Raw genomic sequence first — 12,362 nt, forward strand, 5'->3', positions numbered from 1 at the left:
TCCGATGCAGGAGGACATAGAAGCATGAGCCACGCAGCAGCAGGACACCACGCAGGGTCGCCGGACACCCAGGGCGGCGGGAACGAGTTCTTCACCCTCTGGGCCGTCTTCAAGCGCAGCGGTTCCGTGGAGCGGGCCGAGAGCGCGGTGGCCGGCTTCGAGGCCCTGATCGACTCCCTCTCGGAGAAGCAGGTGACCCTGCGTGGCGCCTACGACGTGTCGGCCATGCGCGCCGACGCCGACGTCATGCTGTGGCTGCACGGCGCCAAGCCGGAGGAACTCCAGGCGGCGCTGCGCCGGATCCGCCGCAGCGAGCTGTTCGCCGGCACCGAGCTGGCGTTCTCCGCCATGGGCGTGCACCGCGACGCCGAGTTCGCCAAGAGCCACACCCCGGCCTTCTCCCGCGGCGTGCCCGCCGAGGAATGGCTCTGCGTGTATCCGTTCGTCCGCTCCTACGAGTGGTACATCCTCCCCGCCGAGGAGCGCGGCCAGATGCTCCGCGAGCACGGCCTTCTGGGCCGTGAGTTCCCGCAGGTCCAGTCCAACACCGTGGCGTCCTTCGCCTTGGGTGACTGGGAATGGATCCTCGCCCTGGAGGCGCCGGAGCTCGTGGACCTGGTGGACCTGATGCGTCACCTGCGCCACAGCGAAGCCCGCAACCACGTCCGCGAAGAAATCCCGTTCTACACCGGTCGTCGCATCCCGGCGGCCCAGATTGCCGAGGTCCTTGCATGAGCACCCCAGTCGACGCCGCCCTCGAGGCGCTGCACATCAGCACCGAGCCGAACGCCGTGACCGAGCGCGGCCGCATGGCCCCGGTCGAATACGACGCCGTCCTCCTCGCCTCCTTCGGCGGTCCCGAGGGTCAGGACGACGTGATCCCCTTCCTCCGCAATGTGACCCGTGGCCGCGGCATCCCGGACGAGCGCCTCGAAGAGGTCAGCCACCACTACCGCGCGTTCGGCGGAGTGAGCCCCATCAACCAGCAGAACCGCGAGCTGAAGGCGGCCATCGAGTCCGAGCTGTCCGCCCGTGGCCTGGCGCTCCCGCTGTACTGGGGCAACCGGAACTGGGACCCCTACATCCCGCAGACGCTTCAGCAGATGTACGACGACGGCCACCGCCGCGTCCTCATGATCACCACGAGCGCGTACTCCTGCTACTCCAGCTGCCGCCAGTACCGCGAGGACATCGGCCTGGCGCTCACGGAGACCGGTCTGGACGGCAAGCTGCAGGTGGACAAGGTCCGCCAGTACTTCGACCACCCCGGGTTCATCCTCCCGTTCGTCGAGGGCACCCTGGAAGGCCTCAACTCGGTGCGCCAGGCGCTCGGCGCCGAGGACGGTTCGCGGGACTCGGAGATCCGTGTCCTGTTCGCCACCCACTCCATCCCCACCCGTGACGCCGAAGCCGCCGGCCGCAGCGAGGACGAGCCCCGCGAGTTCGAGGGCGGTTCCGCCTATGTGGCCCAGCACCTCGCCGCCGCCCGCGCCATCATGGCCGTGGTGGCCCCCGAGGTCGCCTGGGACCTGGTCTACCAGTCCCGCTCCGGCGCCCCGCACGTGCCGTGGCTCGAACCGGACATCAACGACCACCTGGAGGAGATCGCTCCGCAGGGTGTCAAGGGTGCCGTGATCGTGCCGCTCGGCTTCGTCAGCGACCACATGGAGGTCGCCTGGGACCTCGACACCGAGGCGCTGGAGACCTGCAAGGAACTCGGCGTGGAGGCCGTCCGCGTGCCCACCCCGGGCACCCACGGCACCTTCGTGGCGGGCCTCGTGGACCTGATCAGCGAGCGGACGGTGGCCCAGAACATCGCCGATCGCCCGCATGTCACGGACCTCGGCGCCTGGTACGACATCTGCCGGCCCGGCTGCTGCGAGAACTTCCGCGGCGCCAAGCCGGTCATCGCGGAAGCCGGTGTCACCCTCGGCACCACGCACGACGCATACCAGGCCTAGGCCGCATCACCCCGGGCACCGGGACAGGGAGGAAGAGAAGAGCATGGGCGTCCGCATCGGAACGCGGGGGAGCCAGCTGGCTGTCACGCAGTCCCAGCACACCGCAGACCAGCTGTCCGCCGTCGGCGGTTTCGAGACGGAACTGGTCCGTATCAAGACCGACGGCGACGTCCTGACCGGGCCGCTGTCCCAGATGGGCGGCACGGGCGTGTTCGCCGTCGCTTTGCGCGACGCCCTGCTGGTGGAACGGTGCGACGTGGCCGTCCACTCGCTCAAGGACCTCCCGACGGCGGCCGTCCCGGGCCTGGCCATCGCCGCGGTCCCGGCGCGTGAGGACGTCCGGGACGTGCTCTGCGCGCGGGACGGCCTCACGCTGGAGACCCTGCCCGTGGGCGCCCGCGTCGGGACCGGTTCGCCGCGCCGGGCGGCCCAGCTCCTGCTGACCCGTCCGGACCTGGACATCGTGGACATCCGCGGCAACGTGGACACCCGTCTGGGCCGGGTACCGGGGCTCCCGGGCAACGCCGCGGACGCCCCGGGGGACCTGGATGCGGTGGTCCTGGCAGCGTCCGGGCTGAAGCGCCTGGGCCGCACGGATGTCATCAGCGAGTACCTGGAGACATCCGTCATGCTCCCGGCTCCCGGTCAGGGCGCCTTGGCGGTGGAGACCCGCAGCGCGGACGCGCCGCAGGACGTCTCGCAGGCTGCCGCCCCGGACGTGCTGGCGCAGGCGCTCGCCGCGATCGACGACGCCGACTCCCGGCTGGCCGTGACCGCGGAGCGCGCGCTCCTGGCCCGGCTCGAAGCCGGCTGTGCCGCTCCCGTGGGCGCTCACGCGTTCCGCAAGGGCAGCTTCCTGCACCTGCAGGCCGTGGTCTGCGCGACCGACGGCACGCGTCATGAGCGCCGGGCCAAGGCCACGGACGTCTTCACCGAGGTGGGGGCGACCCTGCTGGGCATCGAGCTGGCCGAGGAACTCCTCGACGCCGGGGTGGCGGACTTTGCCGACCTCGGCTGAGTGGTCCTTCGCCGAGGGCTTCCCCCAGGCGCACACGGACCAGGAATTGCAGGAGATCGAGACCGAGCGGAAACGCCTCGGCCTGGACCCTGAGCGCCTGCCGCTCGCACGCCGCACCGTGCTCCTGACCAGGTCCCCGGATCGGGCGCAGGCCATGAACCACGCCCTGAAGGTCCACGGCGCGTGGCCGGTGCTCCTGCCTCTCATCGACTTCGAGGCCGTGACCGACCCGTCCGCGGTGGTGGACGCGGTGGACCGTGCCATCGCAGGCGAATACGACTGGATGGTGGTCAGCAGCATCACCACGGTCCGGGCTTTGGTGCAGTACGCGGGCACTGAGCGCTGGAAGGCACTCACCGAGGCGCCGGTCCAGGTCGCGACCATCGGGCCCACCTCGCGGGCGATCCTGGAACGGCTCGGACTGACCGTGGCGCTCGCCCCCGAGGACCGGCAATCTGCCGAGGGGCTTCTGGCTCTCTGGACCGGGAACGGGCAGAGGATCCTGCTGCCGCAGGCCGACATCGCAGGTACGGTGCTCTCCGAGGGCCTGCGGGCCGCCGGGAACACCGTGGACACGGTCACGGCGTATCACACGGTGGATGCCCCGGCGCGGCCCGAACGCCGTCTCACGGTTGAGCTCAACCGCCGGGTGACCGGAGCGCCGGGAGCCTCCTCCTATGCCGTCCTCAACCCGGAACAGGCCCGCGAAGCCGATGCGCACGGCCGGCTGGACGCCGTGGTCGCGGCATCGCCGAGTGCGGCGCGCGCCGTCGTCGAGCGTCTCGGAGCCGGGCTGAAGGCCCGGTTCGTGGCGATCGGGCCGAGCACCGCGGCCGAGGCGGAGCGCCTCGGCCTGACCGTGGCTGCCGTCGCGGCCACCCCCACATCCCAGGGAATCGTCGACGCCGTCATCGCGGCGCTGGACGACTGACATTCAGGAGAAGAACCCATGGAACTCCACCACCGCCCCCGCCGCCTCCGGACCACCCCGGCCCTGCGCCGTCTGGTCGCCGAGCACCGCCTGGCGCCGGCCGAGCTGATCCTGCCCGCGTTCATCCGGGAGGATCTCAGCGAGCCCGCCCCGATCACCTCGATGCCCGGCGTCGTGCAGCACACCACCGACTCCCTCAAGCGCGCGGCCGCCGAAGCCGTGGAGCTGGGCGTGGGCGGCATCATGCTGTTCGGTGTGCCGTCGGTGCGCGACGCCGAAGGCAGCGCGAGCCTCGACCCCGACGGCGTGCTGAACAGGGCCATCCGCGACGTCCGCGCCGAGGTGGGCGACGAACTGGTGGTCATGAGCGACGTCTGCCTCGACGAGTTCACCGACCACGGCCACTGCGGCGTGCTCGACGCCGACGGCCGCGTCGACAACGACCGCACCGTGGAGATCTACGCACGGATGGCCGTGGCCCAGGCGGAGGCCGGCGCGCACGTGCTCGGCCCGTCGGGCATGATGGACGGTCAGATCGCACCGATGCGCACCGCGCTGGACGCCGCCGGGTTCCAGGACGTCTCGATCCTCGCCTACGCCGCCAAGTACGCCTCCGCGTTCTACGGTCCGTTCCGCGAAGCGGTGGATTCTCAGCTTCAGGGCGACCGCCGGACCTACCAGATGGACGCCGCCAACCGTCGCGAGGCCCTGCTGGAGGTGCAGCTGGACCTGGACGAAGGCGCGGACATGGTCATGGTCAAGCCGGCCATGAGCTACCTGGACATCCTGGCGGATGTCGCGGAGATGAGCCCGGTTCCTGTGGCGGCGTACCAGATCTCCGGTGAGTACGCGATGATCGAGGCCGCCGCGGCCAACGGCTGGATCAACCGCGACGCGGCCATCATGGAGTCCGTTCTGAGCATCAAGCGGGCCGGTGCCGATATGATCCTGACGTACTGGGCCAGCGAGCTGGCCGGGTGGCTGCGCCGGGGATGAACCCGGTGATCCGGGACGCCTGAGGCGGCGCGCCCGGACGGCGCAGGTGGCTTGGCGCCCCGGAACGGCCGTGGCGCCGGTGACGAGGGGGACGTCGATGGGTTCAGAGCGCACTGCGGGCAAAGCCTGGACGAGGTCAGCCGCGGCCCCGCCTGCCGGGTCCTGGATCGGGGTGCTCCGCACGCAAGGACGGGCGGTGTTCTCGCGGAGCGGCCTGAGGGCACTCCTGACCGTCGTGGCGGTGGTGCTCCTCTCCTCGGTGGCGGCCGGCGTGGGCCTGACGCTCGTGCTCACTCTCATGCTGGGGACGTACACCGGTCTTCCCGTGGACGCGACGGCCTTCGCGTCGCGCCCGGAGGTGGCCGTTCAGATGCTTCTGGTCCTGGCCGGAATGCTGCTGGGCGGGGGCCTCGACGCTGACTTCCAGGGGGCGCAGATCGCCCGGGACACCGCGTTCTCGCAGGTCCACATGACTGGTCTGGTGATGAGCTACCTGCTGGTGCTCTGGTGGTGTCTGCGGGGCGTCTACCGGAGGGCCTGCCGGAGCGAAACCGGCCGCTGGTCCGTCCCCGCGATCCTGACCAGGGCCTTCTGGGAGGCCCTGTTCACGGTGATCGTGGTGGTGCCCGCGCTGGGCTTCTGGTCCCCGTCTCTGGCTCTTCCCCTGAGTCTGGGGGTCACCGTGCAGACGCGGTGGTGGTCGCTGGCGCTCATCGTGTTCCTCCTGGTCTTCCTGGCGGCGCTGACCGGACGCCTCCAGTGGCTGCGGGCGCCGGACAAGGGCCTGATCGAGCTCGCCGTCGACGAGGCCAGGCGCCTTGGCCTGACGGTTCTGGTCGGGTTCACCGTCGCCGCCACGGTGGCCACCGCCGTCGCGCTGGCGTCCGTGCCTCCGCAGGCGGGGACGCAGAATGCCGCCGCCCTGTCCCTGGCCGATCCGGTGTACCTGGGTTTCATCACGGCGACGACGGTGCTCGGCGGCGGGATCGTCACCTGGACCACCGTGACCTCGCCATTCAACGCCCTGATTGCGACGCCGGCGCCCTTCACCGGCGGCTTCGGTTCGGAGTCCTCCGCGGTGGGCCCGCCGCTGCTTCTGGGACTCTGGCTCCTGACCCTGGTGCTGTCCCTGCGGACCGCTGTGGTGCTCGGCTTGCGACGGCGGGCCGCGGACGAGGCGCTGGCGGCCCGTGATCTGGCGGAAGGCCGGCCCTCCGGAGCGGAGGAGGGGCAGGCCCGGAGCTGGGAGGCGATCCGCTCCCGCCGGAGGAAGGCCGGACGTGCGGTGGCTTTTCCGGTGCTGGTCACGGCCGTGCTCGTGATCGTCCAGCAGACCTTCGTGAACTCCATCTCCTGGTACGAGCCGGTGCTGTCGCCGCCGGCGGACGGGCCCGCGCCCGGTTACTCCTGGGGCGCCTTCCTGCCGTGGTACTTCCCCGCGTTCGCGGGCCTGTTCGCCGCCCTGGTCTCGGCGTGCGCCGCGGTGCTGCCGTCCCTGCTGGAGCGGCGCGCGCCCCGGCTTCTGGATCTGCTCGCCTGGCGCTCGCGGGAGCTGGCCGTCTGGCGGGCGGCGCATCGCGCAGACGACGGACCCCAGGACTCCGGGAGCGGGATGTCCGCGGCGGTCCGCAGCACCGACCGGACAGCGGTCACCACGGTCGAGATCCGGGAACTGGAGTACGAGGGGTCCGCCTGGGACGACCCGGCCCGCGGCCGGGAATGAATCCGGCGCCCCGCCGGTTTGCATGCATATGCATACAGATTCCACGCACTCGGTCCATCTCGGCGTCGACACCTTCGGTGACGTGACCCTCCACCAGGACGGCACCCCGAAGTCTCATGAGGAAGTCCTCCGCGACGTGGTGGAGGAAGGCGTTCTGGCTGATCAGGTGGGTCTGTTCGGCTTCGGTGTGGGGGAGCACCACCGCAAGGACTTCGCGGTCTCCGCACCCGAAGTGGTCCTGGCCGCGATCGCGGGGAAGACGGAACGCATCAAGCTGTCCTCGGCCGTGACCGTGCTCTCCTCGGACGACCCCATCCGCGTGTTCCAGCGATTCTCCACGCTCAACGCCATCTCCGGTGGCCGGGCGGAGGTGGTGCTGGGCCGCGGTTCGTTCATCGAGTCCTTCCCGCTGTTCGGTTACGACCTGGAGGACTACGAGCTGCTTTTCGAGGAGCGTCTCGCCCTCTTCGACAAGGCCCATTCGCAGACGCCGATCCACTGGGAAGGACGGACCCGGGGGCCGATCCGCGGGCTGATGGCCTACCCGCAGGTGTCCGACGGGCTGCTGCCCGTCTCCATCGGCGTCGGCGGCAGTCCGCAGTCGGTGGTCCGGGCCGCGAGCTACGGCTACCCGATGACCCTGGCGATCATCGGCGGGGATCCGAAGCGTTTCCGCCCTTACGTCGATCTGTACTACAAGTCCCTCGAGGAGCAGGGCAAGGAGTGGCAGCCGCTGGCCGTCCACTCCCCGGGGCACGTGGCCGAGACGGATGAGGAGGCCCGTGAGGAGTTCTTCCCGCACTGGCTGGCCAGCCGCAACAGGATCGGCGCCGAGCGTGGCTGGGGCCCCGCGAGCCGGATCGAGTTCAACGAGCAGGTGGCCGCTCATGGCGCACTCTACGTCGGTTCTCCGGAGACGGTGGCCCGGAAGATCGCCACGGCGAAGGAGAACCTGGGCATGCAGCGCTTCGACCTGAAGTACTCGAACGGCACGCTCCCGCATGCGGCGATGATGAAGAGCATCGAGCTGCTCGGCACCCAGGTGGCGCCGCTCGTGAACGACATGATCGCCTAGCGTTCCCCGCGAAAACGGACATTCCCCGGAGCCTCGGCGCCGGGGAATGTCCGTTTTCAGGGGGAGAATCAACGTCCGGCGTCAGTGCGCCGACCAGCCGCCATCCATCGTGTAGCTCGCCCCGGTGACCATGGCGGCGTCGTCGGAGGCGAGCCAGCAGGCGAGTGAGGCGACCTCCTCGGGTTCCACCAGCCGTTTGACCGGCATCTCCGTGAGCATCACCCTCTCCAGCACTTCGGCGGGGGTGATGCCGTGCGTGGCGGCCTGGTCCGCGAGCTGCTTCTCCACCAGTGCGGTGCGGACGTACCCGGGATTGACGCAGTTGGAGGTCACGCCGTGCGTGGCCCCCTCCAGCGCAGTGGCCTTGGACAGGCCCTCCAGCCCATGTTTGGCCGTCACGTAGGCGCTCTTGAAGGGCGAAGCCCGCAGCCCGTGGACGGAACTGAGGTTGATGATCCGGCCCCAGCCCGTCCGGTACATCGCGGGGAGGGCCGCCCGGATCAGGAGGAACGGCGCCTCGACCATGAGCCGCTGGATCCGCCGGAAGGTGTCCGGGTCGAAGTCCTGGATCGGGGAGACCTTCTGGAATCCGGCGTTGTTGACCAGGATGTCGCAGTCCAGGCTGAGCGTCTCGAGCGCCGTCGTGTCCAGCAGGTCGACCGCCCACGCCTCCCCGTCGATCTCCGTGGCCAGGGCCTCTGCGGCCGCTCCGTCCAGGTCCGCGACCATCACGTGCGCTCCGCGGTGCGCCAGGGCACGGGCGACCGCGGCGCCGATGCCGGCCGCCCCTCCCGTCACGAGGGCCTTCCGGCCATGCAGCGCGGTCATCGCCTGGCCTCCTTCCGGGTCTGAGGGACGACGACGACGGCCGCCCGCCCGCCGTCGGACGCTGCGGCCCCGGGGGCTGCGGCGTCGACCGAGTCGAGTGAGCGGAGTGAGATCCCCCGCGTCTCGCGCAGGGCCAGGGCGGCCACGAAGGTGACGGCGCCGGCGAAGGCGAGATACACGGCGGTCGGCCACCAGGAACCGGTGGACTTGAGCCATTCGGTGGCCAGGACCGGGGCGAGGGAACCCGCGACGATCGAGGTGACCTGGTAGGCGATGGAGACGCCCGAATACCGCATGCGGGTGGGGAACATCTCCGCCATGATCGCCGGCTGACCGGAGTACATCAGGGCGTGGAACAGCAGTCCCACGATGATCGTGAGCAGGATGATCCACGTGTTCCGGGTTCCGAAGGCGGGGAAGGCCCAGAGGCCCCACGTCCCGCCGAGAATGGCGCCCGCGAGGTAGACGGGCCGGCGGCCCACGCGGTCCGCGAGCCGTCCGACCAGCGGGATCACTGCGAAGTGGCACAAGTGGGCTATGGCGATCATCCCGAGGATCTCCGCGGTGTTCACCTTGAGCGCGGTGCCGAGGTACACGATCGAGAACGTCACCACGAGGTAGTACAGGATGTTCTCGGCGAAGCGCAGGCCCATGCCCACCAGCACACCGCGCGGATACCGGCGGAGCACCTCCAGGACGCCGTAGCCGCTGCTCTTCTCCTGGTCCATTTCGGCCTTGGCCTCCTGGAACACCGGGGCGTCCGTGATCTTGGTGCGGATGTAATACCCCACCAGGGCCACGATCGCGGAGAGCCAGAACGCCACACGCCAGCCCCAGGCGAGGAATTCTGACGGGGCGAGCACCGAGGTCATGATCCAGAGGACCAGGGTGGCCAGGACGTTGCCGAGCGGGACCGCCGCCTGAGGCCAGGACGCCCAGAAGGCGCGCTGTCCGTCGGGGGCGTGTTCGGCCACCAGGAGGACGGCCCCGCCCCATTCGCCGCCCAGAGCCAAGCCCTGGATGAAGCGGAGGGTGACCAGCAGGACGGGTGCCCAGGCGCCGATCTGCTGGTAGCTCGGGAGGCAGCCCATCAGGACCGTGGCCGCGCCGATGAGCATGATCGTGGCCTGCAGCGTCTGCTTGCGGCCGAAGCGGTCACCGATCTGCCCGAAGATCACCCCGCCCAGGGGCCGTGCGATGAAGCCCACGGCGTACGTGATGAAGGCGGCGATGATCGCGTCGTACTCGTTGCCCATCTTCGGCAGCAGGATCTTGTTGAAGACGATGGTGGACGCCGTGGCGTACAGGAAGAAGTCGTACCACTCGACGACCGTGCCGGCCATGGAGGCCGAGACGATCCTGGTCAGAAGCGGACGGTCGGCGGCCGCTTCCCGGGCTGGGGGGATGGTGCTCATGGGTTCCTCCGGTGGTTGCTGTGGGTCGCCTCGTTGCGGCAGTGTGACACCGGTCACTGAATCCCTGTCAGTATCCATGCGCGAATTTGCCATAACAATGACCAGAACCGCACCGGCCATGTGCATTTCTGCACATCGTGGGTAGGGTGACCCCATGACGACGCCACCCGCCCCGGACCAGCTTCTGGTGCTCCTGGAGGTCTCGCGGTCCGGTCGTTTCACCGTCGCGGCGGAGACCCTGGGGGTCAATCACACGACCGTGGCGCGCAAGATCGCCGCGCTGGAGAAGGCGCTGGGTGGCCGGGTCCTGGTGCGGGCGGCCGGCGGGTGGGAACTCACGCCCCTGGGCGAGCGGGCGGCGGGCGTCGCCGCCCAGGTGGCCGACGCCGTCGGGCGTCTGGCTCCCGGCGCCGACGATCCCGTGACAGGAGTGGTCAGGATGACCGCCACCGACGGCTTCAGCGCGTACATCGCATCCCCGGCCGTGGCGGAGCTGCGCCGCGAACATCCCGGGCTCGCCGTCGAGCTCGTCACGGTCACCCGGCGCGCGCAGCAGCAGCGGTCCGGCGTGGACATCGAAGTGGTGGTGGGCGAACCGCAGGTGCATCGTGCCGAGGCCATCCAGCTCGGCGCCTATGCGCTCGGAATGTACGCCTCGCGTGACTACCTGGCCCTGCACGGGACCCCGGAGACCGAAGAGGACTTCGCCCGCCACGGTCTCGTGTACTTCGTCGATTCGATGCTCCAGGTGGATGACCTGGATGCGCCCCGCCGCCTCGCCCCGCAGATGAAAGACGCCCTGACCTCCACCAACGTGTTCGTTCACGTCGAAGCCACGAGGGCCGGCGCCGGGATCGGCTTCCTGCCCTGCTTCATGGCGGACCGGCATCCCGATCTGGTCAGGCTCCTCCCCGAACGGTTCAGCGCCAGGCTCCCGTACTGGATGGTGGTGCGGGCTGATGCCCTGCGCCAGCCGGCCGTGGCGGCGGTCGTCGAGGCGCTCCGCGACCGGGTGACGCGGGACCGGGCCGCGCTCCTGGGACGGTCGTCACAGGGCGGGTCCTGAGCGAGCAAAAGGCCTCTCCCGAGTGGGACAATGGAGTCATGACGCACTCCGAAGAGCTCTTTGCCCGTGCCCAGCAACTCATGCCCGGTGGCGTGAACTCGCCCGTCAGGGCGTTCGGCTCGGTGGGCGGCACTCCTCGGTTCATGGCGGGCGCCAAGGGCGCGTATCTGTACGACGCCGACGGCCAGGAATACGTGGACCTGGTCTGCTCCTGGGGCCCCGCCCTCCTGGGTCACGCGCACCCGGCCGTCCTGGACGCCGTGCACCAGGCCGTGGACCGCGGCCTCTCCTTCGGCGCGTCCACCGAGGACGAGGGCCGCCTGGCCGAGCTGGTCATGCAGCGTGTGCCCGCCGTCGAACGCATCCGCATGGTCTCCACCGGCACCGAAGCCACCATGACCGCCATCCGCCTGGCCCGGGGCTTCACCGGCCGCGAGCTCGTCATCAAGTTCGCCGGCTGCTACCACGGCCACGTGGATTCCCTCCTGGCCGCCGCAGGCTCCGGCCTGGCGACCCTGGCGATGCCGGGCAGCGCCGGCGTCACCGAGGCCACGGCGTCGCAGACGCTGGTCCTGCCGTACAACGACCTCGCCGCCGTCGAGGCCGCGTTCGCCGCCCACCCGGGCCGCATCGCCGCCGTCATCACCGAGGCCGCACCCGCCAACATGGGCGTCGTCACCCCGGACGAAGGCTTCAACGCGGGCCTGCGTCGCATCACCGAGGCCAACGGCGCACTCCTGATCCTCGACGAGGTCCTCACGGGCTTCCGCACCGGCTGGGCCGGCTACTGGGGCCTGACCGGCGCCACCGAGGGCTGGGCCCCGGACCTCTTCACGTTCGGCAAGGTCATCGGCGGCGGTCTCCCGACGGCCGCCCTGGGTGGCCGCGCCGAGGTCATGGACTATCTGGCACCCCTCGGCCCGGTCTACCAGGCGGGCACCCTGTCGGGTAACCCGGTGGCCATGGCCGCCGGCGTCGCCACGCTGACGCATGCCACCCCCGAGGTCTATGCGACCGTGGACGCGCGCTCACTGGAGCTGTCCGCCGCGCTGTCGGCAGCCCTTGACGCTGAGGGCGTCGACCACTCGATCCAGCGCGCCGGGAACCTGTTCTCCGTGGCGTTCGGGACCTCCGCCACGGGCGTGCACAACTACGCCGAGGCACAGGCCCAGGAGGCGCACCGCTACGCGCCGTTCTTCCACTCCATGCTGGACTCCGGCGTCTACCTGCCGCCGAGCGTCTTCGAGGCCTGGTTCCTGTCCGCCGCGCACGACGACGCCGCCATGGAGCGGATCTTCAGCGCGCTTCCCGCCGCGGCCAGGGCAGCCGCGGGAGCCTGATCGAAGGAG

At 70.3% G+C, this 12,362-nt stretch carries 11 protein-coding genes; 9 read left to right on the top strand and 2 right to left on the bottom strand.

Annotation, left to right across the window (positions count from 1 at the left end):
• Positions 1 to 24: 24 nt before the first annotated feature.
• The 7 genes from hemQ (at position 25) to AB4Y75_RS03265 (ending at position 7,704) form a co-directional block, all read left to right on the top strand.
• On the top strand, positions 25 to 735 hold the full coding sequence (hemQ, locus tag AB4Y75_RS03235; protein WP_441434443.1) for a hydrogen peroxide-dependent heme synthase: 711 nt from the start codon (positions 25 to 27) through the stop codon (positions 733 to 735).
• The gene (locus tag AB4Y75_RS03240) at positions 732 to 1,961 is read left to right on the top strand and encodes a ferrochelatase (RefSeq protein WP_441434444.1); all 1,230 of its coding nucleotides are present in this window, start codon (positions 732 to 734) and stop codon (positions 1,959 to 1,961) included. The genes hemQ and AB4Y75_RS03240 overlap by 4 nt, the downstream gene beginning before the upstream one ends.
• A 43-nt stretch (positions 1,962 to 2,004) precedes the next feature.
• Positions 2,005 to 2,979, top strand: coding sequence for a hydroxymethylbilane synthase (gene hemC, locus AB4Y75_RS03245; RefSeq protein ID WP_441434445.1), 975 nt, complete (start codon positions 2,005 to 2,007; stop codon positions 2,977 to 2,979).
• The gene (locus AB4Y75_RS03250) at positions 2,963 to 3,910 is read left to right on the top strand and encodes a uroporphyrinogen-III synthase (protein ID WP_441434446.1); all 948 of its coding nucleotides are present in this window, start codon (positions 2,963 to 2,965) and stop codon (positions 3,908 to 3,910) included. The genes hemC and AB4Y75_RS03250 overlap by 17 nt, the downstream gene beginning before the upstream one ends.
• An 18-nt stretch (positions 3,911 to 3,928) precedes the next feature.
• The gene (hemB, locus tag AB4Y75_RS03255) at positions 3,929 to 4,906 is read left to right on the top strand and encodes a porphobilinogen synthase (RefSeq protein ID WP_441434447.1); all 978 of its coding nucleotides are present in this window, start codon (positions 3,929 to 3,931) and stop codon (positions 4,904 to 4,906) included.
• Between the two features lie 196 nt (positions 4,907 to 5,102).
• A complete protein-coding gene (locus tag AB4Y75_RS03260) occupies positions 5,103 to 6,629 on the top strand; it encodes a hypothetical protein (protein WP_441434448.1) in 1,527 nt (508 codons plus the stop codon).
• A 28-nt stretch (positions 6,630 to 6,657) separates the two neighbouring features.
• A complete protein-coding gene (locus AB4Y75_RS03265) occupies positions 6,658 to 7,704 on the top strand; it encodes an LLM class flavin-dependent oxidoreductase (protein ID WP_441434449.1) in 1,047 nt (348 codons plus the stop codon).
• Positions 7,705 to 7,785: 81 nt separating this feature from the next.
• Here the strand turns inward: AB4Y75_RS03265 and AB4Y75_RS03270 are convergent, their stop codons facing one another.
• Positions 7,786 to 8,532 carry a 3-hydroxybutyrate dehydrogenase gene (locus tag AB4Y75_RS03270; RefSeq protein WP_441434450.1) on the bottom strand — a complete coding sequence of 249 codons (747 nt, stop codon included), beginning with the start codon at positions 8,530 to 8,532 and terminating at the stop codon, positions 7,786 to 7,788.
• Positions 8,529 to 9,947: an MFS transporter gene (locus tag AB4Y75_RS03275; RefSeq protein WP_441434451.1), complete on the bottom strand. Its 1,419-nt coding sequence runs from the start codon at positions 9,945 to 9,947 to the stop codon at positions 8,529 to 8,531. The genes AB4Y75_RS03270 and AB4Y75_RS03275 overlap by 4 nt, the downstream gene beginning before the upstream one ends.
• A 154-nt stretch (positions 9,948 to 10,101) precedes the next feature.
• Here AB4Y75_RS03275 and AB4Y75_RS03280 point away from each other — a divergent pair, with 154 nt between their 5' ends.
• Both AB4Y75_RS03280 and hemL read left to right on the top strand, forming a co-directional pair.
• Positions 10,102 to 11,013, top strand: coding sequence for a LysR family transcriptional regulator (locus AB4Y75_RS03280; protein WP_441434452.1), 912 nt, complete (start codon positions 10,102 to 10,104; stop codon positions 11,011 to 11,013).
• 38 nt (positions 11,014 to 11,051) lie between these two features.
• Positions 11,052 to 12,353 (top strand): glutamate-1-semialdehyde 2,1-aminomutase, encoded by a 1,302-nt coding sequence (gene hemL / locus AB4Y75_RS03285; RefSeq protein ID WP_441434453.1) that lies wholly within the window; start codon positions 11,052 to 11,054, stop codon positions 12,351 to 12,353.
• Positions 12,354 to 12,362 lie beyond the last annotated feature (9 nt).

The organism is Arthrobacter sp. RAF14 (genome assembly GCF_052114185.1).
Taxonomy (GTDB): domain Bacteria; phylum Actinomycetota; class Actinomycetes; order Actinomycetales; family Micrococcaceae; genus Arthrobacter_E.